Genomic DNA, 26,402 nt, shown 5'->3' with positions numbered 1-26,402 from the left:
ACAGGGTGGGAGGATCCTCGGGCTGATCACGGTGGAGGGGGTCGTCCGTGGAGGGCATGTCGCAGTCGTACAAGGGGCACCGGTATCCGGTCGAGGTGATCTCGCACTGCGTGTGGCTGTACTTCCGGTTCCCGCTCAGTTTCCGCGAGGTCGAGGAGCTGATGCTGGAACGCGGCGTGATCGTCTCGTACGAGACGGTCCGCCGCTGGTGCCTGAAGTTCGGTCAGCAGTACGCCAACGGACTGCGCCGCCGGCGGCCCCAGCCCGGCGACAAGTGGCATCTGGACGAGGTCTTCATCAAGATCAACGGTGAGCAGAAGTACCTGTGGCGGGCTGTCGACCAGGACGGCAACGTGCTGGACATCCTGGTACAGAGCCGCCGGGACACGGCTGCGGCCAGGCGCTTCTTCCGTACGCTGCTGACCAAGACGGGCGGGGTGCCGCGGGTGATCGTCACGGACAAGCTCCGCTCCTACGGCGCGGCCCACCGCGAGGTCATGCCCTCCGTCGAGCACCGTTCCCACAAGGGCCTGAACAACCGGGCCGAGAACAGTCATCAGCCCACCCGGCAACGCGAACGGGCGATGAAAGGCTTCCGCAGCGTGGGCACCGCGCAGCGTTTCCTGTCCGCGTTCAGCGGCATCTCACCCCACTTCCGGCCCCGCCGCCACCTGATGACCGGCACCCAACACCGCGCCGAAATGACCGTCCGCTTCACCATCTGGGAGCAGATCACCGGCGTCACCGGCCGGCCTGCCGCCGCCTGAGCCCAGGGCCGGCACCCGGCCCCACCACACCTCGACACACCGTCAGACACCCGCACACCCAACAACGTGACAACGCCTCACCGCGCCCGCTGAGGTCCGCGAAGCACTCCGCTCGCTGACTACCACCGAGCTGGTCCGACGGCTGGCCGTCAGCCGTCCGGGCACCGATCTGGCCGCCCCGGCCACAGCCGTAAGACTGGCCCTCAAGCGCCTGGCCAGGCGCTACCGGCACTTGAGCGAGGAGATAGCGGACGCGGACCGAGACCTGCGCGTCCTGATCGCCCGCACCGCACCGAGCCTGCTCGCGCTGACGGGCGTCGGGACCGAGACCGCCGGGCAGTTGATGGTGACCGCCGGGGACAACCCCGACAGGCTCGCATCCGAGGCCTCCTTCGCCCACCTGTGCGCCGCCGCGCCAGTGCCAGCCTCTTCCGGGCGTACCGACCGCCACCGGCTCAACCGTGGCGGAGACCGACAGGCCAACCGCGCGCTGCACACAATCGTGCTGGTCCGCATGCGTCACGACCCGCGCACCCGTGACTACGTCGCCCGGCGCACCCTCGAAGGACTCAAGACGAAGGACATCTTCAGGTGCCTCAAGCGCTTCGTCGCGCGCGAGGTCTACCACCACCTGACCAACGCATTCAGCGGCACACCCGAGCCCTCTCCTACAGCTTGACGATCTATAGAAGCTTCAGAGTCAAGCCGGTGAAACTGGTCGTCCTGTCCGGCCACAGCGAGTGCTGTGATGAGTTCGGGCAGGGCGAGGACGCCCCCGTATTGGTGGCGGCGACGGTCGGGGAAGGCACGGGCCAGCGACTCCGCCCGGACGCGCTGTCCGTCGGTGGTTGCCCGAGCGGAAGGTCTTCGGCGGGAGCCTCGGGGAAAGCCGGGCAGGTGAGCGGGAGCGTGCGGGGGTCAGCCAGCCGGAAGGTCAACGCGCAGGTGCGTACGCGATCCTCCAAGCGAGCTACGCGGGTTCGATTCCCGTCGCCCCGCTCTGAACGACGAAGGGTCAGGTCGGAGGATGCCGCTTGGCCCTCAGTCGTTCGTGGGGTCTCAGTGATGGACCGCTGTGCAGGTGACGGTGGTCTTGCCGTGCGCCGTCTTGACTACGTACTTGCTTCCGGTGAGACCGCCGAGGTCAAACCTTCCCGACTTGTCGATGGGGACCGAGCCCGAGGTGGAGCCGGAGTAGGTCACCTTCGTGCCAGCGGGGAATCCTTCCCCCCACACGTGATACTTGCCGGCTGAGTCCACCTCGACGTTGCACTTCGCGGCTGCGGGGGCCGTGGTGGTCCAGGCCTGGGCGGCGATGGTAGGGCCCACCGCGAGAGCGGGGGCCACCAAGAGCGTGAGTGCTGCAAGACGACGTGTCCGGTTCATCATTCAACCTGCCTTGGATGGTGACGGTGCGGCCGGTGAGGCGTGGCGGCTCCGATACCCGCGGCAGCGGTCGAGCCGCTACGCCGTACTGATGTCATTTTGTATCTTATCGTCCGGTTAGAGGACTTCGCGCGCCAGACTTCGAGCGCGCGGGCATTCGCAGCGGGGCCGATCAGCCTGTAGTGCTGCGTTGCTCACGCTGTGCCCCCGCCGGCCGCAGACCACCAACCCCGCAGCAGCTGGTCAGCCTGTTGTCAGCCATGAATCCAGAAGGCAAACCGATTCCCACCAGCTCCGTGAGGGACAGGAGTGAAGGCTCGTCCTCGGCGTAGTGCTGCCAGGCTGTGGTCACCCGCAACAGTCGCCTGCCGATCAGGTCGGCGGCGAACAGCTCTTCAACGTCGGTCACCGGCCGATGCTCGCATGGCTCTCGTCAATCGGGCATCCGATTTCCCGGCTCTTCGCAGTCGAGGGTGCAGACCTTGCGGGCTGATCGCCGGGCTCGACGAGGCTCGGTTTGGTCGTCGTGGGGCAACGCTTTGGGCCTGATCGTGCGGTCCTGGCTTGTCGCGTGATCAAGCCGATGGTTGGTGCCGCCGTCGTTGTGAGGGAATCGCGAGGGACGCGGGGTCATCTCCTGTCCGCTCACGAACAGGAGATGCCCGGGGTGCGCGTACGAGTCACCCCGAGGAATTGACCACCCTCGGGAGCTGAGCTGCGCGGGCGGTGGTCCGGCGACTGGTTCGGTAGCGGCCCGGCGTCGTTCCGACGACGGCGGTGAACGCCGCGATGAAGCCGCTGGGGTTGGCCCACCCGCAGGCGTTGGCGGTGTGGATGGTGTCGTGGCCGTCGGCGAGGAGCACGAGCGCGTGGTAGACGCGTAGCTGCGTGCGCCACTCGTAGAAGGTCATGCCGAGTTCGCTGCGGAACAGTCGGCTGAGGGTGCGGGTGCTGGCCCCGATCGCCTTCCCGAACTCGGCCAACGTGGCGTTGTCCGACGGGTCCTCGGACAGCATCCGGGCAATGGCCCGCAGCCGGTCGTCCTGCGGCTCCGGCAGGTGCAGCGGCTGCTCGTCCGCCTCGCGGAGTTCCTCGACGAGGACTCGGACCAGGCGAGCGCGTGCGGAGCGGCTGTAACCGGGCGTGGTGTCGTCGTAGTTGCCGGGACCGGTCAGGGCGAGCACGACCTCGCGGGCGAGGTCGGAGGCCAGGAACACGGCGGGTCGATCCGGCATGAGCCGGGCGACGGATGGCGCGAGAAAGACGATCCGCATATCGGTGTCGCCGTGCGCACGGTGCTGGTGCGTGAACTCGGCGGGGGTCCAGGCGACCCGGTTGGCGGGAACGATCGACGTGCCGCGCTCGGTGTGCACCGCCAGGACACCGCCGGCTGCGTACACCAGGTGCCCCCGTGCGTGCGACTGCGTCGCGCTCGTCCCGCCCGACGGCCAGAGGTGACGTCCACCAGAGGGCCACACATGTGACGTCACGTCGGATGATCGGCGAGGTTGGCGGTGAACGGGCATCGGTTGGCAGCCTATCGGTAGCAAGCCAGTCCTTGATCCGGTGAGACTTCCTCCATGCCGAGTGGTCCTCAGTCGCACGGAGCGGCCGACCGCACCACATGGCATGGAGGCAGCATGCCTCGATGCCGCGGCTTGAGAGAGAAGGAGAAACGCATGGCGACGTTCGTCCTTGTGCCCGGCGCTTGGAAGGGCTCCTGGTCGTTTGAGGCGGTGGTTCCGCTGTTGGAGCGTGCCGGTCACACCGTTCACGCCCTGACCCTGACCGGTCTGCGGCCAGACGACGACAATGTGACGGTCGCGACCGCCAACCTCGACACGCACGCCGACGACGTATTGCGGCACCTCGATCGCAACCACATCACCAGCGCTACGCTGGTCGGCCACAGCTACGCCGGGATGGTGATCGCCGCCGCCGCCGACCGCGCCGGCGGCCGGATCTCACGACTGGTGCATCTGGACGCCTACGTACCGCGCGATGGCGAGTCGTGCTGGTCGTCAACGAACGACCACTTCCGGGAAGTGTTCGCTGCCGGCGCTGTGGCCACCGGCTACGCTGTCCGACCGCCGGACGGCGGCGACCCCCGGCGTCGTCACCATCCCCTCGCCTCGTTCCTGCAGACGATCCGGCTCTCGGGCACGCTCGCCCAGGTTCCCCGTCGGGAGTTCGTATACTGCTCGGGATGGGAAGACCGGACGCCGTTCGCTGAACTGCGCACCCGACTCCAAGCCGATCCCGAGTGGCAGGTCCACGACCTCCCCACCGGACACGACGCAATGCATGAGGCCCCGGAGGCGGTCGCCGCCATACTGCTCGGCGAATGAACTGCGGACGCATCGACGCACGGACGGCAGGCCTGCCGGTGTCGTGCGCTTGGCCGGGGACGCCCTCGATCTGTGCCGGCGCCGGGTCCAGCAGGACACGCGCGGGCACGGTGGCCGCAAAGGCGACCCGCTCTATGGCACCCTGACGCACCCTGCACACCGGTGCGGACCTGCTCACCGACAAGCAGACCGACCGGCTGTGGAAGCTGTTCGCCACTGACGTCCATGTCGAGGTCGAGGCGACCTGGTCTACCAGCGGATGGTCGCCGCTACCGCGAACCCGACCGGACCCGCGGCCGAGAGCTGATGCAGAAGCTGATCGACGCCGTCAGCGACGGTCTACCCGCCGAGCTGACCGAGGTCATCACGTTGGGTCGGACCCTGGCCATGCGTGCCGCCGACGTCCTGGCCTACTTCGACCGGCTCGGCACGTCCAACGGACCGACCGAGGCCATCAACGGCCGACTTGAGCACCTGCGCGGCTCCGCCGTCGGATTCGCAGCCTCACTAACTACATCGCCAGGAGCCTGCTCGAAGCCAGCGGGTTCAGAGTGCGGAACGTGATCTTCTGTCCGACTTGTGATCGCTCGATGGTGTGATGTTGGGGTATCGCGGCCGGTCAGGCGTTCGGGGTTCGCTTGGGTTGTGGCATGAGCATGCGCAAGCCGTACTCGAGTGACGCTTCCGATGAGCAGTGGGCCCTGGTCGAGCCCGTGGTCACAGCCTGGAAGGCCACGCATCCGTCGGTCAGCGGCCATCAGGGCAGATACGAGATGCGCGGGCGTTGTCACGTTGTTGGGTGTGCGGGTGTCTGACGGTGTGTCGAGGTGTGGTGGGGCCGGGTGCCGGCCCTGGGCTCAGGCGGCGGCAGGCCGGCCGGTGACGCCGGTGATCTGCTCCCAGATGGTGAAGCGGACGGTCATTTCGGCGCGGTGTTGGGTGCCGGTCATCAGGTGGCGGCGGGGCCGGAAGTGGGGTGAGATGCCGCTGAACGCGGACAGGAAACGCTGCGCGGCGCCCACGCTGCGGAAGCCTTTCATCGCCCGTTCGCGTTGCCGGGTGGGCTGATGACTGTTCTCGGCCCGGTTGTTCAGGCCCTTGTGGGAACGGTGCTCGACGGAGGGCATGACCTCGCGGTGGGCCGCGCCGTAGGAGCGGAGCTTGTCCGTGACGATCACCCGCGGCACCCCGCCCGTCTTGGTCAGCAGCGTACGGAAGAAGCGCCTGGCCGCAGCCGTGTCCCGGCGGCTCTGTACCAGGATGTCCAGCACGTTGCCGTCCTGGTCGACAGCCCGCCACAGGTACTTCTGCTCACCGTTGATCTTGATGAAGACCTCGTCCAGATGCCACTTGTCGCCGGGCTGGGGCCGCCGGCGGCGCAGTCCGTTGGCGTACTGCTGACCGAACTTCAGGCACCAGCGGCGGACCGTCTCGTACGAGACGAACACGCCGCGTTCCAGCATCAGCTCCTCGACCTCGCGGAAACTGAGCGGGAACCGGAAGTACAGCCACACGCAGTGCGAGATCACCTCGACCGGATACCGGTGCCCCTTGTACGACTGCGACATGCCCTCCACGGACGACCCCCTCCACCGTGATCAGCCCGAGGATCCTCCCACCCTGTCAGCCAACGTGACAGTGCCGTTGCGGGAGTTGCCGCCGTCCTTGCCCGCCGGGTCGTGCTTGTCGCAGCCGAGATGGCCGGTGATCCCGCCCTCCAGGGCGGACTCCAGCACCGTCATGGTCAGCTGCTGCAGCAGCCCGCCCTCACCGGTCAGCTGCAGACCCTTGCTCCGGGCCTGCGCGACGAGCTGGCGATGAGCTTCTGCTCGACCGTCGCGGCATCCAACGACGGTCCCGCCCGGTCATCGACGGTCACGGACTCAGTCACGGTGTCAGTCACTTGATGTCTCTTCCATGATCATCAATTACACCGGTGAGCGTACAGACCCTGCCCGCACGGTCACTTCATCTTGCACAAGGCGGCGTCGACGAGCAGGTCGGTGCGCTCGTCGCGGTCATCCTTGTTCACGTTGGTGGAACGCATCACGATGACTCCCTTCTTGCCCTTGTCGATGAAGCCGTTGGCGTTCAGATGGCCGACGGTGGACCCGCCATGGCTCCAGGAGCCGCCGCCGCAGCTGAGCTGCGTCCAGAAGATGCCCAGCCCCGCCTTCTTGACCGCTGTGTCGCCCTCCTGAGGGGCCGACACCGTCTTCTGCATCTGCGCCAGCTGCTTGGGCCCCAGCAACTTGCCGCCGAGTAGACCCTGCCAGAAGGTCGCGAGGTCGTTCGAGGTGGTGACGAGATCGCCCGCCGAGCTGCCCCAGGTCATGCTCATCTCGGTGCTGTCGACCAGTTGCCCCCCGGGCTTGAACTGGTGATAACCCTTGGCGTGCGGCCGGGGAAGGCCCGTGCGCGTGCCCGCGGAGAACGTGTGCTTGAGGCCGAGGGGTTCGATGATCCGGGCACGTACCTCGTCGCTCCAGTCACGTCCCGTCACCTTCTCGATGATCATCCCGGCGAGGATGTAGCCGGTGTTGGAGTAGCTCCAGCCCTTGCCGGGCTCGAAGGTGGGCTGGTCCTGCAGGGCCATATCAACCAGTTGGCGCGGCTGGTAGCGGTCGAAGCGGTGCTTCTGGAACTGGTCTCCGTCGAGGATGGGCAGGTGAGGGGCGTAGTCGGGCAGGCCGCTGGTGTGCTGAAGCAGCTGGCGCACGGTGATCCGCCGGCCGTCGTTGCCGTGGCCCTTGACCACTCCGGGCAGCCATCGGTCGACGGTGTCGTCGAGCCGCATGCGGCCTTCGCCGACCAGTTGCAGCACGACGGTCGAGACGAAGGTCTTGGTGTTGCTGCCCATCCGGAAGTAGCCCTGGCCCGGCACCGGCCGGTCGGTGCCGAGTTCGGCAGTGCCGCTGCGCACGGAGCTGCGCCCGTGACCGTTCACCAAGGTGGCCTCGGCGCCCACCACTCCGTCGTTGCGGACGATGTCGTCCAGGCCCCGCTGAAGGTCCACCCGACCGGAACCGGCCGCTCGGACGTCTGGCTGGGCCGCCCACGCCGTGGACATCGGCATCGCCAGCGCCGCCGTGACGGCGACCGCCGCCACGGAGCCAAGGGCGAGACGGCGGCGCGTGGAAGCGGAGTTGGACTGGGCGTCAGGGGCGGAGTTTCGTGGCAGCGTCATGGTGATTACCTCACATGTCTTGGAGGCCGTTCGACTTACGCAACTCCCTTATGAACAGGGCATTTTGTGACGCCGATCGGCCGACCGGACGGTGCGTCCGGCCCAAGATCATTCACTCATGGGAAGCGATGGGTGGCCATGACGGAGCCCCCCTGGCGGGGGTATGGAGAACCCCACCCCGCTCTAGCCCTGGGTTCGCCAGGTGTCGTGGTGTCGGGGTTTCTGTGGGTGCAGGGTCAGGCCCTTCGGTCGCGGGGTTGGAGGTGGAGGTGGAGGTTGTGGAGGCGGATGACGATGTCTTTTTCGTAGCGGACGGGTGTGGTGGTGGCGGGTGTGAGCTGCCAGCGGCGGGTGAGGGCGGCGAGGGCGAGGGTGAGTTCGCCGATTCCGAGGGTGCATGCTCGCCTGCCCCCACTCCCGCCACCGGCAGCAACGGCGCCGGCTCCAGCGCGTCTTCCACAAAGACCGGCTGCCCGCCCACCTCGACCTGGCCCGCGGGCAGGGCTTCGGCTTCGGTGTGGACGCGTTGTTGGAGGGCGGGGTCTGTCCGACAAGGACGTCAGCGACCAGGTCATCACCACCCGCCCGTCTGGCTCCTGACCCGCACCGTCACCCGCGACACCACCCTCGGCGACCGCCCTCTGTAACTGGCGCAGGGTTTCGGTGATGACGCGGCCGGAGCCGGGGACACCCTCATCGTCAGCGCCTACCTCGTCCAGCCCGCCACCCTCGTCAGCGACCCCGCCCTCACGGCGGCGTGGTCGAGCAGGGCCTGGGCGACGGTGTGGACGCTGTCCGCCCGCCGCAGCAGACAGTACGGCGGCAGCAGGACGTGTGTGGTGCGGCAGAAGCGGCAGCGGGCCCGCCGTGGGCGCAGGTGCCGAACTGAGCCGCCAGGCAGGCGGATCACGCGTTCGCGCGCGTGGCCCCAGGGCCGCAGCGGCTTCTCGCAGGCGGGGCAGGGCGGCAGTACGGACTCCTCGGACTCGGGCACGACGATCACGAGCTGTTGCCTCCCGCATCCCACCAGCGTCACCGGCACGCTGCCCCCGCACCAGGGACAACTCGTGTTGCACGCTGCCCGCGAAGTCGATCACTCACTCCGGCCGGGCAGACGGGCCACCCGAACGGAAACCGGCGACAGGCTGTCGATGAAGAGCAGCTCCGCGACCAAGAGCTGGAAGGACGGGGCAGGTTGATGTGCACGGTGTCGTCGCGCACGAAGTCAGTGTGACGCTCATCAGCTGTGCTCACCGTGAACGTCGCGAACCCCCGAGAACGTACTCACCCTGAGCGTCGCCCAACAGACGTGTGCCGCGAGCCGCATCGTCGGCTCCGGGGCACTTGGCGATCTGCATCGTGCTGCCCGGGGTGGGTGTGAACCACTGGCCGTCGGTCAGCCTGCCGGCCGATCGCGGGATCCCGCCCCGGGAGGACCGTGCCAGGGTGCTGGACCAACTCGGTTACGAGTTGGTCGCTTCGGGACGGCGCCCCTGGGAGTGGACCCAGACGCAGGACCAGGACGGCGAAGAGGTCTGTTTGGTCGTCGCTGCCCAGGTGTGCTTCGGTCCCGGTCTGGCGGACGACCGGCTCGCTGAGTACGACGCGACTCTGTGAGACGCCCCCGGCTTCCGTCGCGGGCGTGATCTGTCCGCGCTGGGCGGCGGTGAAGTCCGTGATGCGCAGCAGCTCGCGGGCGACCGCACGACGCCCTCGAACCAGCCGTCCTGTGACCCGGCGCTCTGCGTGTCAGCCGATGCCGGTGACGGTGAGGGCGGTGGTCCAGTTGGTGGTGATGGCGTGGCGGACGTCGTCGAGGGGGACCTGGCCGCTGCAGACCGCGGTCTTGATTCTGTTCTCGATGGTGTCTTTGTTCCCGGCGGTCTTCCTCGTAGCCGGCGGTCGAGGTGTCGCTGTAGCCGTACGCGTTGATCTGTTGGATCTTCAGCGGGTCTGCCCACCCGCGTCCTCGGCGGCATCATCAACGAGTATCGATACGCGGCCTGAGCCGCACCGATGACTTTTCGAGCCCCACACTGTGGTGTACGTGCCGTGGGGCGAGGGCTTGATCAAGAGCGGGGTCCGCGGGTGACCCGAATGGTCGGGGGTATTGCCGCAGAGGGTCGATTTATGCAGTAGATACGACAGTTCAGTGCATTTGTAGAGTTATGGGCCGCGTCTCGGATAGGTAGTGGAACTCTTGATTCCACTGACCGAGGAGCCTTCGTGGTTTGGTGTCGTCCCCTGGGCGGTCGTGCCGTGGCAGCGTTGACTGCCGCAGCCTCCGCCGTACTGGTCTTCAGCGTGTCCTCTGGCGGGGCTGCCGCCGCCGACCAGCTGCGCCTGCGGCAACGGCCGGTGATTCTGCCCGCCGGGAACGGTGACGTGCTCAGTTCGGAGCCGGGTGTCTTCTACCTGGATCCGCTCAAGGCGTTCAAGGTCAATGCGGACGTGCACCGGATCATGTACCGCACCACCGACCGCACGGGGAAGGCCATCGCGGTCACCGGCACCGTGCTCAACCCCGCGACTTCCCGGTACGCCCAGCGCCCGATCGTCGCGTTCGCGCCCGGCACCCAGGGCCTGGCGGACAAGTGCGCCCCCTCCCGCCAGTTGGGCGAGGGAACCGAGTACGAGGCGCTGCCTGTCAAGAAGCTCCTTGATCAGGGCTATGCCGTGGTGGTGACCGACTATCAAGGGCTGGGCACACCCGGAGTCCACACCTATATGGACCGCGAGGCGCAGGGCCGCGCCGTCCTGGACTCGGTCCGGGCGGCCCAGCGTCTGGATGCGGTGGACCTCCCGGACGCCGGTCCGGTCGCGCTCTACGGCTACTCCCAGGGCGGCGGCGCAACAGCGTCCGCCGCCGAACTGGCCCCCGCCTACGCGCCCGAGCTGAAGATCAAGGGCGCCGTCGTCGGCGCTCCGCCCGCGGACATGAACAAGGTGGCCGACAGCATGGACGGCTCCGCCTACGGGGCGTTCTTCAACTACGCCCTCTCCGGCCTGGCCACCTCGTACAACATTGACATCAACCCGTACCTGAACGCCCTCGGCAAGCGCGTCGCCAACGACCTGCGGGACAACCTGTGCACGACGCAGGCCCTCGCCAAGTACCCCTTCCTCAACTCACGTTTCCTGACCGTGGACGGACGTCCGCTGACCGAACGCCTGGGGCGCGCCCCGTGGAACACGATCGTGGCCGACCAGCAGCTCGGCCGGCGCAAGCCCGCGGTGCCCGTCCTGCTCTCCCACAGCGCTCTGGACGATGTCGTGCCCCAGCAGGTCGGCAAGACCCTGGCCGTGGGCTGGTGCCGCCGCGGGGCGACAGTGAAGTTCGCCGGCAACCTTGTCCCCGGCCACATCGCCGCAACCGAAGCCACCAGCGCCGAGGGCATTCCCTGGCTCGCGGACCGCTTCGCCGGCAGGACCGCACCGACCACCTGCTGACCTCCCAGGCGGGCAGGGGGATGATGCGGGGATGACTGCCAGCTCACGCGCCCATTCGTTCAACGCGGCGGCTGACCGGTACGCGGCCAGCCGACCTTCGTATCCGCCCGCGCTCTTCGACCGCATCGAACAGCTCACGGGCCGTCCTCTGGCGGGTGTCCGCGTCGCTGATGTCGGCGCGGGCACCGGCATCGCCACCGCGCTGCTGCGTGAGCGCGGGGCTGATGTGATCGGCGTTGAGCCGGGCGACGCCATGGCTGCCCGGTTCCACACCGTGCTCCCGGATGTGCCGATCGTCAGAGGTGACGGCAACGCCCTCCCCCTTGCGGATGCCTCCCACGACCTCCTCACGTACGCGCAGTCCTGGCAGTGGACCGACACCGCCCGCTCGGTCCCGGAGGCGCTGCGGGTTCTGCTTCCGGGCGGTGCGCTCGCGATCTGGTGGAACACCACGGCCTTCGACGTGCCCTGGATCAGAGAGCAGCACCAGCGGATCGCGCACCACTGCGCAGTGAAGCCGACGTCTCGGGTGCGTCCCGACGACAGCGACGCCATCCGCCTCACGGGCCTGTCCGGGCTCCGGGTGGCGCGCCGCCAGGTGCGGTGGAGCCGTACGGTCTCCCTCGACATCCACCTTGCCAACATCAGCAGTCGCTCGGCGTTCCTTGTGCTTGCCGAGGACGACAGACGGGCCTTTCTTTCGGGGGAGCGCAGGCGACTGCGTGAGATGTTCCCCGACGAGGTGGTGGAGGAGACGTACGTGGTTGATCTGCTGGTGGCCACTCGGCCCTGACGTGGATGGAGTCCTGGGATCTGGGAGGGCATCAGGCCGCTCCGGTCGCGACGGTGGCCGTTGCCCTGCGTCACCTTTTTCCCCGGATCGCGACGGCCACCGCGACCACGAGCGCTCCCGCAGCGAGGCTCGTCATCGCGGACCGCAGGTTCTCCCGCCACGGCCGCGTCAGCCGCAGGTGGTCGCGGCACCGGCAACCGTTCTGCGGCCCGTGCTGTGAACTCTCCAGCCAGTACGCACCCAGCAGTTCAGCGTGCACAACTTTGGGCTCTGCTTCACGATCCACACCACCAGCAATGCCCCCGCGCCCCGTGAGTGACGCCTCCGTGTTCCGCCGCAACCCGATCGGGACTTTGTGGTGCCTCGGTATCCGGCGGTTGGGTGCGACGTGGAAGTGGCCGGAGGATTCCCACGGCGGCGTGGCCTTGTCCCGCAGGCCGTCGGCAGGTATGTGCCGTACGCGCACAGGGGCGGTGCCGGCATCTGCGGTTTCTCGTCGGGGAACACCGGTGTCCCTTCGGCGAAGCGACGGCGCCTCGGCCGTATCCGGCGCGGCCGAGGCACATCAGGGGACTGCGGCTACTTGGCGTCCTCGAACGTCCAGCCAAGGTCCTTGCCAGAACTGGACGTCAGCTGGAGGAAGGGCGGGTAGATCGTCATCGGCGCGATTCCTATGGTCAGGGGCTGCCCGTCACCGGCGACAGCGATGGTGAGGGTTCCCGGCTGCGGACCTTGGGTGATCTTCCACTCGCAGGGAGGGAAGTCACTGACCCGCAGGCGCACCCTCGCGCCGTCGTACGGGGCCGCCGGGGCCCCGTCATAGCACACGAACGGGCTGGGCCAGATGCTGGAGGACCTGGAGATGGCGTAGTTGTCGCCGCGGGTGCACCTCACCTCGAACGTCTGCCCTTCATCCTGGGCGGGCACAAGGGTGACGGCGCCCTCTTGCCCGATGGTGAGGAATTGCTGGTCGCCGAGTTTGATGTGGTAGATGCCGTCGGGAACGGTTCCCATGGGTGACTCCTTCGCCTGATGCGTGCCGCGACCGCGGCCGGCTTGGGTCGTCAGCCTCCTGCAGCGGCAGGCAGGCCGACAGAGAGCACCTCGGCCGGTGGCCTGAACCGCACCGCGCTGTGGATGCACGGCCGCCGCCCCCCACATACCGGGGCGGCTTGAGCCGTCGCGGCCGGACGCGGAGCTGGTCCTCGACAGCAGTGGCGCTTCGAGGAGATATAGCGGCACGCCGCCCGCACGTTTGGTGGGTGAATCAGGGGCAGGAACGTACCCACTCCTGCCCCTGAGCCTCGGGTTCAGGGGCAGGCGTGCCACGCCGTGCTGTGAGCTGAACACACCCCACCACCTTGAGGAGACCGGCACGCTTCGAAGCGTGCCGGTCCCGTTCTCCGCGTGGGCTGGATCGGGTTGGCATGCCGTGCCCCGGCCATTCGACGTCACCGCCGCCCAGGGCCACGCCGACCTGCTGGGGAGATGCCCCGCTCACGTCGCAGCAAATCCTTCAGCTGGTCCGCCGTCGTGATAGACCCCCGGCATGCGGATGCCGTCTGAGATTCACCAACTGCCCGGCCTGGGGGGGAACGTTCCGGGTCAGGCTTGTCTGAGGCACAGTGCCCCCCACTGGAATCCGGCGCCGATCGCCGACATCACGAAGGTGTCGCCGGACTTCAGACAGCCCTCGGAGACGGTGTGATGCAGGGCGGTGAACATTCCGGCGGCCCCGGTGTTGCCGAGCCGGTCCAGGGTGACGAGGACCTTGGCGGGGGCGATGCCGAGGGCGGCCGTCGCCTCGTGCAGGATGTTGAGGTTGGCCTGGTGGAGGAAGAAGTGGTCGATGGTGTCCACGGTGAGCCCGGCCCGGCGGACCGAGGCGTCGATGCACTCGGGAATACGGGTGGTGGCCGTCTGCCACACGGTGCGGCCGTCCATCTCCAGGTAGTGGCGCCCCTCGGCGACGGTGTCGGGGGAGGTGGGCATGCGGGAGCCACCGGCCTGGACCTGAACGTCGTAGGTGAGCGTGGAGCCCAGGTCGTAGGAGAGCAGGCCGGCGCCGGGGGTCTCGGTGCGGGTGAGGACGACGGCTGCGGCCGCGTCGCCGAAGAAGACGCCGGTGGTGCGGTCCTGGGGATGGGTAATCCGGGAGGCGCAGTCGGCGGCGATCAGCAGCACCGAACGAATGGAACGATTCTGCAGCAGGTGGGCGGCGGTGAGCACGGCCTGGACGCCGGAGGCACAGGCGGCCTGGGAGAAGTCCATCGGCATCGCGCGGTGCGCACCCAGTGCGTCCTTGACGATCAGGGCGGTGGACGGGAACGGCATGTCGCCGGTGTAACTGGCGACGATCACGGAGTCGATCGCGCCGGCCTCGATGCCCGCCGCATCGAGTGCGGGGCGGGCGGCGGCGATCGCCATGTCGGAGGTGGCCAGGTCCGGGGCGAGGCGGCGGCGTTCGCGGATGCCGGTCCGCTTCACGATCCACTCGTCGGTGGTGTCCAGGACGCGGGTCAGCATGGCGTTGCTGATCACGGTTGGGGGGAGGTGGAGCCCGGTCCCGGCAACCGAGAAGGGGATGGGCAGCCCGTCCCCGGTGTGGTGGCAGAGCCCGGGCATCTCCACAGGAGTGAGGGTGGTGGAGGTCATGACACGGTGCTCCGTTCCGGGGCGAGCAGGACGTCGAAGTCGGTGTAGTAGCGGCCGGAGGCGAGGGGCTGGTCCAGGAGGATCCGGCGGGCGGCGTCGGCAGTGAGCGCTCCGCCGAGCGCGACACCGCTGGCCAACTGGGGCCAGGAGCTGTACGCGGTGCCGATGAGCGGGATGGACGCGGCGAGTTCGGGGCTGATCCGGTCGGTGTCGACCATGGCGAGGATCAGGTCGACACTCTCCTCGAAGGTGAGCTTCCCGGCCAGGTCGGCGGGGGTGGTGGCGCCCAGGCGGCCGTGCAGGAGCGGGCGTCCGGGCTCGTGGTCGAAGCGCTCGACGTCGAGGAGGCCGCGGTCGTTGGCGTCCATGAGAACTGGGATGCCCAGGGACCGCGCCCGCTCCCGCGCGGCGAGCTTCACGTACGGGGTGTCGCACTCCTCCACCAGCAGGTCCACGCCGCCGTCCGCCGTGAAGAACTCCTCCATCACCACGTCGGTCAGGCCGCCGGGGAAGATCTCGATGTCGAGGTACGGGTCGATCTCGTACATTTGGCGGGCCGCGAGCACGCACTTGTTGACGCCGACGTCGTGGGCGGCGGCGCGCAGGCGGTTGAGGTTGGAGAGGCTGAGGGTGTCGAAGTCGGCGAGCCGGTAGGCGCCGCCGATGCCCTCCATGGCCAGAGTCAGGGCGCTCGCCGAGCCGACCGAGAGGCCGATCACGCCGATCCGGCGGTCAAGGAGCCGCCGTTGCTCGGGCCGGTCGATCTTGCCCCGGTTACGGTCAGTGCGCACCATCCGGAACTCGGGGGCGGGCAGCACGTGGACAAGGCGTCCGGACCACGGGTGGAAGAACCACCTCCCGTATTCCCACGGCTCGGCCCCGTCCAACTGCCGCTCGCGGGCGGCGGCCAGCTCGGCCGGGTCGTCGTAGCGCGGGCCAGGCTCGCGGCTGCGCACCAGCTCGGTGATCTGCTGCTCGATGGTGTCGTGCACCTCCCGCACGCGCCCCGAGGCGAGCAGGGCGCGCAACTCCCTGCAGCCTGCGACAGGTTCGGGCAGACAGGACTCCTGGTCGGGTGCGAGCGCGGTGCGGGCCGAGGCGAGGGCGGCGGCGAGGGTCTCCGGCGCCTCCTCGTGCACGGCCGGCGCGTCCAGGCGTACGGCCCGGGCGTCCACGACCAGCTGCGGGAAGAGGGCGGTGTACTCGGCGACCAGGTCGGAGTAGTCCCCGGCCGCCTCCCCGATGCGGCACATGAGCAGCACCACGTCCTCGGTGTAGTGCTCGACGTACCGCCGCGTTCCCTGAACCGGGTAGAACCCGAACCGGGCATGGAACGCGTCCTGCCCGTCCTTCGTCCCGGACGTGCCCACCATCGCCTTCGCACCCAGATGCCGGGCGGCGGCCAGCGCGAGCGCGTTGAGCTGCACGCCAAGACCCAGCTTGCGGGCGTGGTGCTCGACGACGAGCCGGCTGTGCTCGTACATCTCGCCCGTCCCAAGGCCGCTGTCCAGAAGCAGCTGCGCGTACGCCTGCTCACCCAGGTACGCGCGGGACTGGAACCGCTCCCCGGTCTCGGGCGTGCACAGCCGGACATATCCGAGCGGCGGTCCATCAGCGGTGCGTCGCCCGACGAAGTGCCAGGCGCCGAAGTCCAGGTGCTGGTCGTCCACATGATCACCGGAGGCGGTGCGGAATTCCGGCCGGCGGCCGTTGTCGTACAGGATCCGGGCGCGCAGCTCGCGCACCCGGCCGACCAGCGCGGTGTCGGCGGGCCGGGAGGCGCCGTCGGAGGGAACGCGGAAGGCGGTGAGGTGCCAGGGGCGTGAGGGAGTGGTGCGGTGAGGGCCGAGAGGGCCGACATTCATCAGCAGGCGTCCTTCGCGAGGCGCACACTCGTGACCGGGCGTGCGCATAACAATGCGTAACGTGTCCGGTCTCCGGCGTCGTGATCTTCTCAGAAGGGGGTGGGCTGACTGACCTGCCGTTGATCAGTAAGAGTGAAACTCTGTCATGGCACAGAAAGATGAACGGATGTGCATGCTATGGACGCATGCCCGAGATTGCTCTTCCTGGTCCGACGGCATGGGTCTCGCGAACGGCGCTTTGGCCGCGGGGGCGTCCTGGCCGTGATCGGTCATGATCACCACGTGCCGAGCCTGCTGGGGGTGTTCGCGCACCCTGATGACGAGTCGCTGTCGGCAGGCGGGAGCCTCGCCCGGCATGCGGCCGCAGGCGCGCACACCGCGGTCGTCACAGCGACCTAGGTGCGGGCAGTGACCTCCGGTGTGAACCACCGTCCGGGCGAAACGGGAGCGTCCGAGTTTCGTTAGAGGTACATGACTTTGATCAGGACGATCTCTGCCCTCGCACTTGCGGCTGCAGGGGCGTCTCTCGCCTCAACACCCGCCAGTGCAACCACGATCATTGGCTTCGGAAACGGCGCGTTCAATAACGCCTGCGCCAACAGCGGCACGGCCGGCCGAACCAGCGGCGCGACCACTCAGGCGCAAGGAATCGGCACAGCGCTCACCGCAGCACTCCCTACCAGCGCCCCCGCTAATCAGTGCGGGAATCTTGGACTCCAGGCCGTGGAGGGGCCTTCCTCCCAGGTCCTCTACAAAGTCAGCGGCGGCGTGGATGACTGGCTTATGGAGTGAGAGCCCATCTTTGAACCGTCGATACGATGCGGGGGTGCTGTCGGTGGTGGTGGCGCCCTGGGGGAGTGAACCGGTGGTGCTGCGCAACGCGGACGTCCTTCACGATGCGGCGAGCACCATGAAGGTGGCCGTGCTGGCGGCTGTGCATCGCAGCGGTCTGGACTTGGACGCGCGGAGACCGGTGGTCAACGAGTTCCGGTCGGTGACGGGCGGCCGTTATGGCAACAGCCCGGAGTGGGACAGCGATCCGCTGCCCTGGGAGCGGCTGGGCACCCTGGCCTCACTGCGCTGGCTCGCCGGCCGTATGGTCACCCACTCGTCCAACCTCGCCACGAACCTGTGCCTGGCGCAGGTCGGACAGGCGGTCGTGGCCCGGGTCTGGCGGCAGGCCGGTGCCACGGCCGGCGGCGGCTCCGGCCGGTTGAACAAATACCCCAACGAGCCAGTCAGCACCGTCAGTTCGTCACGCCACTCGGCTATCAGCTCAGCCGTCACATCCTGCATCATGCCCGGTCAACGACAACCCCCAGGCAACGTCACAAGATCTCCGGCTGTAGTACAGGTATCCCACTGGCAGCCGCTGCGGAAGAACCCCGACGTGCTCCAAGTCGATGAGCACGACGCGGCCTTCTTGGCCCCAGCCAAGGGACACGAGTCCCGGATAGGGCTCGCCCACCGGTTCAAGCTACTCCCCCGGCCGCAGAGCCGCAGTGGACGCCTGGCTGCTCGAACAAGGCCGCATGGACGCGGAGGGAGAATCGCCGGGATCGCACCGAGTAGGACTCCCTTTGCGATGCACGCTCGCTGAGAGTGAGCTCGGCATCGGCAGGAGGTTCATTGCGCTGTTTGTACTTCTTCACCCAGCCCCGGAGGGTCTCCGTGTTCAAATCCATCTCGCGAGCCGTTTCGGAGATGGTCTTGCTGGATCGGAGCGCGATCTGGACGGCTTCCTCGCGGAACTCCGGGGTGTACTTGCTGGGCGGCGCCACTTACTCTTCCTCGTTTCCTGTTCACAGCAACCTTATTGGGTCGTTGTCCGGAAACATCGGGGCGCCTCAACGCCCGGGTCTGCGTCCTCGCCCCGGGCCTTCTGGACATCCCCGGCTGCGGGGACCTGACGGGGTGGCAACCGGCAGCCCAACGCGGCCCTGCACACGATCGCGCTGAAGACCGGCAGGTCGCCAACCAGGTGTCGTACGCCAGTTGAGATGTGGGCGGCTCAAGTTTCCGCCGTTGGAAAGCACGTGTGAACAACTTTCGCCCAATGCGAGGGGAAACTTCTCAGTGATGGCGCGGATTGTTGCCAGCATGGTCCGGACATCACGCCAGCCTTCAAGGACGGGCACGAGAGTGCCGCACCTTTCGGAGGGATGGCACCCACCACACGAAGGGGACTACTGATGAATCGAACCCTCGGAACGGTTCTCACCACAGCCGTGTTGGCCGCGACCGCCCAAGCCGGAATAGCCGCATCACCGGCTGCTGCCGATTCTTTCCAGAACATGATCAAGAACGCGGCCACCGGCAAGTGTCTGCAGGGTACGGACAACGGCACGCCATACGCTCACGCAGTGAAGATGGTGCCCTGCACGCGCAGCAATCAGGCCATCTGGTGGGGACTCACCGCCGGCAGGATCATGATGGTGCGCGCCGGCGGGAGTGCCAGCCAGGTCTGTCTGAGCATCCCGAAGTCACCCCGTGGAGACTTCCCCCATGACGTAGTGACGGCGCGCTGCGGAGATCTGAACTACAACCAGAGCTTCACCACGATCCGCGGCACGAGCACGATCGGATCCCCCGAACCCTGCTACGTCGGCCACTACTCCTCCGGTGACACCTGGGCTTCCTGCTACGTCAGCAGCGGAAACAACACCAAGTGGACGTGGCTCTCCTAAAGGGCTGCCCCATAACCCCAGGATGCGGGGCTGTCGCCACCACCACAGGTCGGGGCCGGGCAGCCCTGCGGGCCTGGTCAAGTGCTTGACCGTCGTCGTCAACGGCCGCGGCCCTGAACCAGTCGCCCAGGGTTTGGAGCTGCGGAGTCCGGAGCCGGACGAGGTGTCCGCCCAGCAGAACCCACGCTTCCTGCTGGCGCGGTCGCCAAGGCTCGGCCATGGAGCCGGTGGCTGGAGGACCGGGCACTGCTGGTCGGGGCCGGTTGGGGCATGAACCTAACCATGCGCCAACTGGCCCCGCCGTTCGCAGTGTCCAAGTCGGGCGAGGACCGGATCATCAATAGCCTCGGGCCGATGCTCGCCCCCCAACCCGCAAACGGTCACATGTGTCTCGGCCGGCTCTCCAAGCCGGACCGCAAAGAAGCGCTGCGGCAGACGGCAGAACGCCGTCAGGACGTATTCGCCGAACGCGCGCCGTCAAGGCCGCCGACCCGGGGCGGTGGGAGCTCGGTGGACAGTGCCCGGTCAGACTCCCCAGCGGCGCGGTGGCAGGAAGCCGAAGCCCGGCAGAACGCCAACCCGTGCGGTGAGGAGCGGTCCCAGTTCGGTGGCCCGCCACCATCTGAATGCCTCACGCTGTCTCCGTGCCACAACCGCCCGGAGCCACAGGGGCAACCGCCGCTGACGCCGAACGGCTGTAGGCGCGCCCTTGGGCAGCGGCTTCGGTCCGCCTCGCCCGCCCCGCCCACTCCTTGATCCCCCAGGCGCCTCGGGTGCCGAGTTCGGTGTCCGTGGTGACCGGCCGGGCCTGGCCTGGCAGGCGGCAATCCGGGTATGGCTGCCACATCGTCCCGTTTCCCGGTGCCCAACGCCAGCGAGATCCCGCCCGCTACATCCGGCGGCTGCCCACCCGGCTGGAGGAACTGCAGGGGGGTTCCAGGTCGACGGCCTGCTGTTCGAGGGTGATGATCCGGGCCTTGAGCCGCTCGGTGTCGTCCGGCCCGCCGATGCCGATCTCGCGCCAGACCTGGTTGCCGAGCGCCTCGCCGAGGCGGGCTTCGAGACTGCGGACCTGGGCGGCGAGCCGGGCGGTGCGGGCGTCGGCCGCCAGGAGGTCGGCCTGCAGGGAGGCCCGGCTGACCGCGGGGCCACGGCCGCCGGGTACGGCGGGTGGCTCGGCTGGCCACCGTCATCGGCCTGTTCTCGCGTCGGCTGCTCGGCTACGCGATGGGCGCACGTCATGACGCCGAGTTGGTCGTGGCGTCCTTGAACATGGCCGCTGCCACCCGCGGCGGTGATGTGAAGGGCGTGATCTTCCACAGCGACCGCGGCAGCGAGTACGGCTCCCGGCGCTTTCGCCGGGTCTGTCGCCGCTTGGGCGTGACCCAGTCCATGGGCCGCGTCGGGCCGTGTTTCGACAACGCCGTCAGCGAGGCGTTCAACAGCGTGCTCAAGGTCGAGTACGTCCACCGGCACACGTTCGCCACCCGCACCGAGGCCCGGCTGCGGATCGCGACCTGGATCACCGGCTTCTATTGATCCGAAACTCAAAGGGTTCTATTCGAGGGTGTAGCGGACGTGGGGGCTGCCGAAGTAGCCGCGGATGATGTGTGGTTGGCGTTGGCGGCGGTGGAAGAATCTGCGGGTTTCGGCTGCGAGTTGGGCTTGGTCGCGGGCCCGGGGGTGCATGGGCAGGCTGCGCTTGAGGTCGGCGTTGACCAGCTCGTCCGGGTTCAGCTCCGGTGAGTACGATGGCAGGAAGTGCAGCTCGATCCGGTCGGGGTGATCGGCGAGCCAGGCACGGACCTTGCGGGAGCGATGGGCGGAGTGGCCGTCCAGGACAAGGTGGACCTTGTGCGCGAAGTATCCGGCGAGGCGGTCCAGGAAGCGGCACATCACATCGGCGTCGAAGGTCTCGGTGAAGACCATGAAGTGCATGCGGCCCTTGGTGCTGATCGCCGACATCGCGTTGACGGAGAACCGGTTGCCGGTGCGGCGCACGATCGGAGTGCGCCCCTTCTCGCCCCAGGTTCGGCCGGTGACCTGGTCGGAGCGGATGCCGACCTGGTCGGCGAAGAGCACCTCGCTCCCTCGGTCTTCGCCCTGGCGCGGATCGCCGGCCACGTCTCTTCCTGCCACACCCGCACCGCCTCGGGGCTCTGCTCGACGGCCCGCTTGTCCGGGCGCTGGAACGAGAGGCCCCAGCGGCGCAGGTACTTGCCCACGCCCTGCTCGGTCAGCCGTACCCGGTAGAGCTTCGCGATCAGGTTCCCCACCCCTGCCCGGGTCCACAGCTGGCTCGCAAGACCCACATCGCACGGCCGGTGATCCAAAACAGCCTGCCGGACGGCCTGTTGCTCGACCGTGCTCAGAATCTGGTGCTCACCGACCTGGCGACCGCGGGGCTGAGCCATCAGCGCCTCACGACCGCCCGTAAGCAACTTCGCCCACCACTTGTCCACCGCCTTGAGCGACACCTGGAACACCGCCGCGACCTCCTCGCGATCCCGCCCCGCGACCAACGCGGCCACCGCCCGCATCCGCAGCGCCTCCTGCGCCGAAGGCGACAACTGCCGCGCGTCCCCCACCAGTTCACTCACACAGGGATCAACGACCCAGAACACCAACCGTTTCGGATCAATAAGATTTTCACGCCTGCTGTACGCATCGAGGAAGAGGCCTACCACGATGCGACTGGGCAGTGGGAGCCTGTATGCGGCCCGATAACCCTAGTCGGAAATACCCACAGCTTCTCCACCGGGAACTGGGGGACCGGTGCATCGGCGTCCTGCTAACGAAGTCTCAAGAACAATGCCTGGCCGCACTGAGCATGAACTCGCTTCAGTGTCAGAAGAACTTACTGCCTGACCGATTCCGCACGGCCGCGCTGTCGTTGAGCAGCGTGACTCAAACGAGCCCCGGGGACGGGCTGGCCCCGGGCCCGTGGTGTGCCTGAACCTCGCCCGGCTTCGGTGTTCAGGGCGGCGCCTCCCCCCCTGAACGCCAAGAAAGCAAACGCATCCAGCCGCATCAGGTACCGCGCGAGCGTAGGCAGCGGCCGCCTTCCCCGTCAGCACACCGAACGGATCGCCCTGGACGGGCATGACCACGATGTACGCCTCGGGGTGTGGGTCTCCAACCAGAAGAGCCGCCGGGACCGATTGAGGGGGGAGCAGCTCGCGCAGCCGCACGCCCCGGACGGCACCGCGCACCCCGGACAGACACGGGTACCCGCAGAGCCCGTGCCCTCCGACCGAGCCGGCCACCGAAAACGACGAGAAGGCCGGTAGACCCCGTCGGCACCCCGGGCCAGGACTGCGGAAGCACGTGAAGTCACCCCGTGGCGGAACTGTGATGAGTCACGCCGCAGGGCGGACAAGCTGCTGATCAAGCCAACGGGTGGGCCAGGCCGACGCCCGCGCCCGGCAGACATCTCGGAGGAACGGCAGCCCCTGACGGGACGCCAGTTAACTCTCGAGTCATGCCGGATCACGAGCGCCGAGCCTGGCAGCAACCCATCCCGGGCCGCAGAAGAACTCTCACAGTTAACTTTACGGACCCCCCTCTGCTGCACAAACGCTTCCTCAAACTCACCATGTGGGACACGCTGGTGCGTACGGGTGATCAGCGACCACAGCTCGGGATTCGCGGGGCGTGGCGCCGATAGCGTGCAGTCATGGAATGCACTCCGATGCCCGCGCCGCTGCGCCGCGCGGTCAACCAGCTGGTGTCTGAAGCGGTCGAGCGCTGCCAAGAAGTCATGAACTATGCCGCTCCGGACGTCGCGCACGACTGGAAGCGGATGACGCTGTACCGGGCCACGGACGCGGCGGACACCATGGTCGCCGTGTCCATGCTGATTGCCGCGTACTGCGAGCACACCGGCATGGCTCCGGAGACCCTGCGGGGCTACCTCCAGCTCGGTCAGCAGCACAGCCGCGCCGACGGGCCGCAGGGGGAAGACCGGGCGCACCTGGCGAGTCTGTTGGGGCAGGCGGCGTTCGCCGACAGTGACGAGCCGGGGGTGCTGTGGACGCTGCCCGACCGCGGGCGCGTCAGGCGGATGGCTTTGTTCACGGGTCGTGAAGTCTGCTCTTCATGACTTCGGGGGGCACCCGCCGAGGCGAGATGTCGATGTGCACGAGAACGGAAAGCAGCTCGTCACCGGGGAGGTTGGACGGCATCGGAGCCGCATCGCCGGTCACCTGACCCCGTAGCCAGCGGCCCACCTCCCGAGGATGCCCAGACAGCCGACCGATTCCCTGCGGTAGGTGGCTCGGCTCCGGCGGCCAAGGTGGCGTCCGCACAGTCGGCGTCTTCCTTCGCGCACGGTCCACACAACCCGTACCGCTCGCCGAGTCGGGACTTCTGCTCGATGAGCTGGCGGCGATCGTCGGTGAACCCCGTGGTCCCGTCTGTGCCCGAGTGTTCACGAACGTACGCTGTCCAGGCGCCATCCCTCACTGTGCGCTTGCCGTGCTCACGAGATGTAGTTGGAGATGTTGCCGGTGGTGAAATTGATCAGGCCACCGCAGGCGAGCAGGCAGAAGCCGGGGGTGGTGCTGGGTGGAGTGGGTGCGGTCGTCGCTTCGACGGTCGTGGTGCTGCTGGAGGCATCGCACGTCTCGTTGCCGTTGTAGGAGGCAGTGATCGTGTGCGTGCCGACAGTGAAGGTGGTGCTGAAGTCGGCCTGGCCGCTGGCGGTCACGGGCACCGTGGCCAGCAGGTTGCCGCCGTCGAAGAACGTCACGCCCAGACCGCCGCCGGGATCGGATTGGCAGCCGACCGATGCGTGCAGTTGCACCAGCGAGCCCGCGGTGGTGGTCTGCGGAGTGGCCGTCACGGTGGTGTTCGACGCCACGGCCGCAGCGGACGATGCCAGCCCCACTACGGCCGCCAGCGCGGTGGTGATGACCAGGGTTCCTCTGCCTCGCGTGATTCTCACCGGTTCAGTTCCTTACGTCGGTGGACGTGTCCCGCAGGGTCGTACGTGCTGGGGTGATCTTCAGGCTAAGGCGACTTACCTCCTCCTGCGCGAGGCCGCGCGCAGAGGGAACCCGGTTGGACCAGCGGGCCACACCCGCTGGAACCAGGCCGGCCGCGCCTCAGATGCCGGGGGCGGCGACGCGGGTATAGATCAGGCCAGCGCTGGAGCCGCCGGCGGTAGTGACGCTCACTGACACCGGACCGGCGGGCCCGGCAGGTGCCGTGCCCGTGATCTGTGTGTCGGAGCTGACCGTGAAAGAGGCGACCGTGGCGCCGAAGGTGACCTTTGTCGCGGTGGCCAGATTCGTGCCGGTGAGGGTGACGACCGTGCCGGCGGAAGTCGGTCCGCTGACGGGCGCGAGGCTGGTGAGTGTGGGAGCGGGGATATAGGCGAAGGGCACGGGGTTGCTCATGCCGCCCGGGGTGATCACCGTGATCTGGGTACTTCCCGTACCCGGTGGCGCGGTGGCCGTGATCTGTGTCGACGACACCACGGTGAAGGAGGTGGCGTTCGTGGAGCCGAAGCGGACCGCGGTCGCGTTGAGCAGACTGGACCCGGTCAGCGTCACCACCGTTCCCCCGGACGTCAGGCCCTGGGCCGGGCCGGCATCGGTCAGTACGGGAGGCGCGGCGTAGAAGAAGTAGGCGGCGGCGGAAACGGCACTGGTGCCCCCGGGCGCGGTCACGGTGACCGCGGCGCCGCCGGGGTTTCCGCTCGGCGTCACGGCGGTGATCTGGGTGGCCGAGTTGACGGTGAACGACGCCGCCGGCACATCGGCGAAGCGCACGGCGGTGGCGCCGGTGAACCCGGTCCCGGTGATGGTGACGCTGGTGCCGCCCGATGTCGGACCGTTGTTGGGCGCCACCGCCGTGACCACCGGGACCACGGCTGCTACGTAGGTGAAGGTCACCGCGTTGCTGGTGCCGGCCGGGCTGACGACCGTCACCGCCACCGCGCCCGCGCTGCCGACGGGGCTGTCGGCGGTGATCTGGGTGGCCGAGTTGACGGTGAACGTGGCAGGCGTACTGGCGAATCGCACGGATGTGGACCCCGTCAGACCGGTGCCGGTGAGGGTGACGGTGGTGCCTCCCGTGGTGGGGCCTAGGGAGGGACTGATGGCACTGAGTGTGGGCGGCATGAAGTGCTCCTGCGGCGGCCTGGGTCGGGGCCCGGAGTCGGGCACGACGGCGCCGCCGCCCGCTGATGAGCCGGGCGGCGGCGGGACGAGTGATCAGATGCCGGGGCCCGCGACGTACGTGAAGGCGCCGCTGGCCGTGGCCGAGCCGGCCGGGTTGGTGACCACCACGTCCACCGCGCCGGCGGTACCGGGCGGAGTCACCGCCGACAGCGTGGTGGAGTTCACCACGGAGAACGGTGCCACGACGCCGTCGAAGGTGACCGAGTCGGTGGTGTCGAGGCGGGTACCGGTGATCGTCACGGCGGTACCACCGGACGTGGGCCCGGAGGACGGGAGGACCGTGGCCACCGTGGGAACGTCGACGTAGGTGTAGGAGAAACCGTTGTTGGTGCCTCCCGCCGTGGTGACGCTCACCCCGACGGAACCCGCCGTTACACCCGCCGGCACCGTGACGCTGAGCTGGGTGTCGGAGACGACCGTCGGGGTGGCGGGCACCCCGCCGAAGGACACACTGGTCGCGGTCGACAGCCCCACACCGTTGACGGTGATCGTGTTCCCGCCGACCAGCGGGCCTGACGTCGCCCCCAGCGAGGACTTGAACGGGGCGCCGACGTAGAAGAAGGGGATCGGGTTGCTGGTACCGCCCGGAGTCGTCACGGTGATGCCGACCGTGCCCGTACCCGACGGTGATACCGCGGTGACCTGGGTCGGCAAGACGTTGGTGAAGCTGGTGGCCGGCTTGGTGCCGAACTTCACCGCGGTGGTGCCGGAGAGGTTCGTACCAGTGATGGTCACCAGCGTGCCACCGCCGGTCGAACCCTGGTTCGGAGAGATGGGCATGGAGAGACTCCTCGCTGTCAGAACAGGGACAGAGGACACAGCCGACCGGCGGGACACCCGGCGCCAAAGACACGCCTGGCAGAGCGGCATCGAAGTGCACAGTGAGTTCCTGCGTTCACGGAAGCCGCTTGAGGGGAGGACGAGCGGCTCGCTCAGGCTGCGGGGGTTTCGCGGAGTGCTCCTGCACACGCCCAAAGAAAAAACCGGCAGGCGCCGCCATTACCACGATCCCCCGGATTGGGATGGGCGGCCCACCGGTTTGCTGTTACAAGTGACCCATACGGGTGTATCGCTGACAA

22 protein-coding genes and 8 pseudogenes are annotated in these 26,402 nt (G+C 68.1%); 14 read left to right on the top strand and 16 right to left on the bottom strand.

Going from position 1 to position 26,402, the window contains the following annotated elements:
• The first annotated feature begins 56 nt into the window (after positions 1 to 56).
• Both OG522_RS39950 and OG522_RS39945 read left to right on the top strand, forming a co-directional pair.
• Positions 57 to 767 (top strand): IS6 family transposase, encoded by a 711-nt coding sequence (locus OG522_RS39950; RefSeq protein ID WP_329468387.1) that lies wholly within the window; start codon positions 57 to 59, stop codon positions 765 to 767.
• A gap of 76 nt (positions 768 to 843) precedes the next feature.
• A pseudogene (locus tag OG522_RS39945) lies at positions 844 to 1,446 on the top strand (transposase); the annotation flags it as partial.
• Positions 1,447 to 1,826: 380 nt separating this feature from the next.
• Here OG522_RS39945 and OG522_RS39940 read toward each other — a convergent pair.
• The 3 genes from OG522_RS39940 to OG522_RS39930 form a co-directional block, all read right to left on the bottom strand.
• The gene (locus OG522_RS39940) at positions 1,827 to 2,096 is read right to left on the bottom strand and encodes a hypothetical protein (protein ID WP_329468383.1); all 270 of its coding nucleotides are present in this window, start codon (positions 2,094 to 2,096) and stop codon (positions 1,827 to 1,829) included.
• Between the two features lie 229 nt (positions 2,097 to 2,325).
• On the bottom strand, positions 2,326 to 2,562 hold the full coding sequence (locus OG522_RS39935) for a hypothetical protein (protein WP_329468382.1): 237 nt from the start codon (positions 2,560 to 2,562) through the stop codon (positions 2,326 to 2,328).
• Positions 2,563 to 2,833: 271 nt separating this feature from the next.
• Positions 2,834 to 3,679, bottom strand: coding sequence for an AraC family transcriptional regulator (locus OG522_RS39930; protein WP_329468380.1), 846 nt, complete (start codon positions 3,677 to 3,679; stop codon positions 2,834 to 2,836).
• A 153-nt stretch (positions 3,680 to 3,832) separates the two neighbouring features.
• Between OG522_RS39930 and OG522_RS39925 the strand changes: the two genes are divergently transcribed.
• The 3 genes and pseudogenes from OG522_RS39925 to OG522_RS39915 form a co-directional block, all read left to right on the top strand.
• A complete protein-coding gene (locus tag OG522_RS39925) occupies positions 3,833 to 4,501 on the top strand; it encodes an alpha/beta fold hydrolase (protein ID WP_329468379.1) in 669 nt (222 codons plus the stop codon).
• A 31-nt stretch (positions 4,502 to 4,532) separates the two neighbouring features.
• Positions 4,533 to 5,100: pseudogene (locus OG522_RS39920) on the top strand (ISL3 family transposase); the annotation flags it as partial.
• 51 nt (positions 5,101 to 5,151) lie between these two features.
• Positions 5,152 to 5,280 (top strand): annotated as a pseudogene (locus OG522_RS39915) (transposase); the annotation flags it as partial.
• Between the two features lie 78 nt (positions 5,281 to 5,358).
• On the opposite strand, the gene OG522_RS39910 reads toward OG522_RS39915, so the two are convergent.
• From OG522_RS39910 to OG522_RS39895, 4 genes and pseudogenes are all read right to left on the bottom strand, one after another.
• A complete protein-coding gene (locus OG522_RS39910; RefSeq protein ID WP_329468378.1) occupies positions 5,359 to 6,069 on the bottom strand; it encodes an IS6 family transposase in 711 nt (236 codons plus the stop codon).
• 72 nt (positions 6,070 to 6,141) lie between these two features.
• A pseudogene (locus tag OG522_RS39905) lies at positions 6,142 to 6,350 on the bottom strand (IS256 family transposase); the annotation flags it as partial.
• A gap of 114 nt (positions 6,351 to 6,464) precedes the next feature.
• The gene (locus OG522_RS39900; RefSeq protein WP_329468376.1) at positions 6,465 to 7,688 is read right to left on the bottom strand and encodes a serine hydrolase domain-containing protein; all 1,224 of its coding nucleotides are present in this window, start codon (positions 7,686 to 7,688) and stop codon (positions 6,465 to 6,467) included.
• Between the two features lie 706 nt (positions 7,689 to 8,394).
• Positions 8,395 to 8,691, bottom strand: a complete 297-nt coding sequence (locus OG522_RS39895) for a DUF6431 domain-containing protein (RefSeq protein ID WP_329468374.1) — start codon at positions 8,689 to 8,691, stop codon at positions 8,395 to 8,397.
• Positions 8,692 to 8,999: 308 nt separating this feature from the next.
• Here OG522_RS39895 and OG522_RS39890 point away from each other — a divergent pair, with 308 nt between their 5' ends.
• The 3 genes from OG522_RS39890 to OG522_RS39880 all read left to right on the top strand — a co-directional run bounded on the left by OG522_RS39890 (position 9,000) and on the right by OG522_RS39880 (position 11,931).
• Positions 9,000 to 9,305: a DUF6303 family protein gene (locus tag OG522_RS39890; protein ID WP_329468372.1), complete on the top strand. Its 306-nt coding sequence runs from the start codon at positions 9,000 to 9,002 to the stop codon at positions 9,303 to 9,305.
• A 651-nt stretch (positions 9,306 to 9,956) separates the two neighbouring features.
• Positions 9,957 to 11,138, top strand: a complete 1,182-nt coding sequence (locus tag OG522_RS39885) for an alpha/beta fold hydrolase (RefSeq protein WP_443074874.1) — start codon at positions 9,957 to 9,959, stop codon at positions 11,136 to 11,138.
• Between the two features lie 31 nt (positions 11,139 to 11,169).
• Entirely contained in the window at positions 11,170 to 11,931 is a 762-nt protein-coding gene (locus OG522_RS39880; RefSeq protein ID WP_329468367.1) for a class I SAM-dependent methyltransferase, read from the top strand.
• Between the two features lie 579 nt (positions 11,932 to 12,510).
• Here the strand turns inward: OG522_RS39880 and OG522_RS39875 are convergent.
• The 3 genes from OG522_RS39875 to OG522_RS39865 all read right to left on the bottom strand — a co-directional run bounded on the left by OG522_RS39875 (position 12,511) and on the right by OG522_RS39865 (position 16,451).
• Positions 12,511 to 12,945 carry a hypothetical protein gene (locus tag OG522_RS39875; RefSeq protein ID WP_329468365.1) on the bottom strand — a complete coding sequence of 145 codons (435 nt, stop codon included), beginning with the start codon at positions 12,943 to 12,945 and terminating at the stop codon, positions 12,511 to 12,513.
• Between the two features lie 591 nt (positions 12,946 to 13,536).
• Positions 13,537 to 14,586: a 3-oxoacyl-ACP synthase III family protein gene (locus OG522_RS39870; protein ID WP_329468363.1), complete on the bottom strand. Its 1,050-nt coding sequence runs from the start codon at positions 14,584 to 14,586 to the stop codon at positions 13,537 to 13,539.
• Positions 14,583 to 16,451 carry a ThiF family adenylyltransferase gene (locus OG522_RS39865; RefSeq protein WP_329468361.1) on the bottom strand — a complete coding sequence of 623 codons (1,869 nt, stop codon included), beginning with the start codon at positions 16,449 to 16,451 and terminating at the stop codon, positions 14,583 to 14,585. Before OG522_RS39865 ends, OG522_RS39870 begins: the two co-directional genes overlap by 4 nt.
• Before the next feature lie 264 nt (positions 16,452 to 16,715).
• Between OG522_RS39865 and OG522_RS39860 the strand changes: the two are divergent.
• Positions 16,716 to 16,847 (top strand): annotated as a pseudogene (locus tag OG522_RS39860) (PIG-L family deacetylase); the annotation flags it as partial.
• Positions 16,848 to 17,277: 430 nt separating this feature from the next.
• Positions 17,278 to 18,051, top strand: a complete 774-nt coding sequence (locus OG522_RS39855) for a serine hydrolase (protein ID WP_329468359.1) — start codon at positions 17,278 to 17,280, stop codon at positions 18,049 to 18,051.
• Positions 18,052 to 18,103: 52 nt separating this feature from the next.
• Here OG522_RS39855 and OG522_RS41480 read toward each other — a convergent pair.
• Positions 18,104 to 18,232 (bottom strand): annotated as a pseudogene (locus OG522_RS41480) (transposase); the annotation flags it as partial.
• Between the two features lie 582 nt (positions 18,233 to 18,814).
• Here OG522_RS41480 and OG522_RS39850 point away from each other — a divergent pair.
• The 3 genes and pseudogenes from OG522_RS39850 to OG522_RS39835 all read left to right on the top strand — a co-directional run bounded on the left by OG522_RS39850 (position 18,815) and on the right by OG522_RS39835 (position 20,677).
• The gene (locus tag OG522_RS39850; protein WP_329468358.1) at positions 18,815 to 19,138 is read left to right on the top strand and encodes a hypothetical protein; all 324 of its coding nucleotides are present in this window, start codon (positions 18,815 to 18,817) and stop codon (positions 19,136 to 19,138) included.
• Positions 19,139 to 19,330: 192 nt separating this feature from the next.
• Positions 19,331 to 19,510: pseudogene (locus OG522_RS39845) on the top strand (IS5/IS1182 family transposase); the annotation flags it as partial.
• 798 nt (positions 19,511 to 20,308) lie between these two features.
• The gene (locus OG522_RS39835) at positions 20,309 to 20,677 is read left to right on the top strand and encodes a DDE-type integrase/transposase/recombinase (RefSeq protein ID WP_329468357.1); all 369 of its coding nucleotides are present in this window, start codon (positions 20,309 to 20,311) and stop codon (positions 20,675 to 20,677) included.
• An 18-nt stretch (positions 20,678 to 20,695) separates the two neighbouring features.
• Here OG522_RS39835 and OG522_RS41475 read toward each other — a convergent pair whose 3' ends face one another.
• Positions 20,696 to 21,262 carry an IS630 family transposase gene (locus OG522_RS41475; protein ID WP_443074873.1) on the bottom strand — a complete coding sequence of 189 codons (567 nt, stop codon included), beginning with the start codon at positions 21,260 to 21,262 and terminating at the stop codon, positions 20,696 to 20,698.
• A gap of 59 nt (positions 21,263 to 21,321) precedes the next feature.
• A pseudogene (locus tag OG522_RS41470) lies at positions 21,322 to 21,678 on the bottom strand (winged helix-turn-helix domain-containing protein); the annotation flags it as partial.
• Positions 21,679 to 22,814: 1,136 nt separating this feature from the next.
• On the opposite strand from OG522_RS41470, the gene OG522_RS39825 reads away from it, so the two are divergent.
• Positions 22,815 to 23,240, top strand: a complete 426-nt coding sequence (locus tag OG522_RS39825; protein ID WP_329468356.1) for a hypothetical protein — start codon at positions 22,815 to 22,817, stop codon at positions 23,238 to 23,240.
• 378 nt (positions 23,241 to 23,618) lie between these two features.
• Here OG522_RS39825 and OG522_RS39820 read toward each other — a convergent pair whose 3' ends face one another.
• The 3 genes from OG522_RS39820 to OG522_RS39810 form a co-directional block, all read right to left on the bottom strand.
• A complete protein-coding gene (locus OG522_RS39820; protein WP_329468355.1) occupies positions 23,619 to 24,083 on the bottom strand; it encodes an Ig-like domain-containing protein in 465 nt (154 codons plus the stop codon).
• 160 nt (positions 24,084 to 24,243) lie between these two features.
• Positions 24,244 to 25,263 (bottom strand): IPT/TIG domain-containing protein, encoded by a 1,020-nt coding sequence (locus OG522_RS39815; protein WP_329468353.1) that lies wholly within the window; start codon positions 25,261 to 25,263, stop codon positions 24,244 to 24,246.
• A 93-nt stretch (positions 25,264 to 25,356) separates the two neighbouring features.
• Positions 25,357 to 26,103, bottom strand: a complete 747-nt coding sequence (locus tag OG522_RS39810; RefSeq protein ID WP_329468352.1) for an IPT/TIG domain-containing protein — start codon at positions 26,101 to 26,103, stop codon at positions 25,357 to 25,359.
• Positions 26,104 to 26,402 lie beyond the last annotated feature (299 nt).

The organism is Streptomyces sp. NBC_01431 (assembly GCF_036231355.1).
In the GTDB taxonomy this organism is placed as follows: Bacteria; Actinomycetota; Actinomycetes; order Streptomycetales; family Streptomycetaceae; genus Streptomyces.
The sequence above is the reverse complement of the archived record's forward strand: the minus strand, read 5'-3'. Positions and strand labels throughout refer to the sequence as shown.

Excerpts from the sequence above, each read along its gene's own strand:
- OG522_RS39950 (WP_329468387.1), top strand. The coding sequence starts at position 57 with ATGTCGCAGTCGTACAAGGGGCACCGGTATCCGGTCGAGGTGATCTCG.
- OG522_RS39930 (WP_329468380.1), bottom strand. The coding sequence starts at position 3,679 with ATGCCCGTTCACCGCCAACCTCGCCGATCATCCGACGTGACGTCACAT.
- OG522_RS39925 (WP_329468379.1), top strand. The coding sequence starts at position 3,833 with ATGGCGACGTTCGTCCTTGTGCCCGGCGCTTGGAAGGGCTCCTGGTCG.
- OG522_RS39910 (WP_329468378.1), bottom strand. The coding sequence starts at position 6,069 with ATGTCGCAGTCGTACAAGGGGCACCGGTATCCGGTCGAGGTGATCTCG.
- OG522_RS39900 (WP_329468376.1), bottom strand. The coding sequence starts at position 7,688 with ATGACGCTGCCACGAAACTCCGCCCCTGACGCCCAGTCCAACTCCGCT.
- OG522_RS39880 (WP_329468367.1), top strand. The coding sequence starts at position 11,170 with ATGACTGCCAGCTCACGCGCCCATTCGTTCAACGCGGCGGCTGACCGG.
- OG522_RS39875 (WP_329468365.1), bottom strand. The coding sequence starts at position 12,945 with ATGGGAACCGTTCCCGACGGCATCTACCACATCAAACTCGGCGACCAG.
- OG522_RS39870 (WP_329468363.1), bottom strand. The coding sequence starts at position 14,586 with ATGACCTCCACCACCCTCACTCCTGTGGAGATGCCCGGGCTCTGCCAC.
- OG522_RS39865 (WP_329468361.1), bottom strand. The coding sequence starts at position 16,451 with ATGAATGTCGGCCCTCTCGGCCCTCACCGCACCACTCCCTCACGCCCC.
- OG522_RS39825 (WP_329468356.1), top strand. The coding sequence starts at position 22,815 with ATGGAATGCACTCCGATGCCCGCGCCGCTGCGCCGCGCGGTCAACCAG.
- OG522_RS39815 (WP_329468353.1), bottom strand. The coding sequence starts at position 25,263 with ATGCCGCCCACACTCAGTGCCATCAGTCCCTCCCTAGGCCCCACCACG.
- OG522_RS39810 (WP_329468352.1), bottom strand. The coding sequence starts at position 26,103 with ATGCCCATCTCTCCGAACCAGGGTTCGACCGGCGGTGGCACGCTGGTG.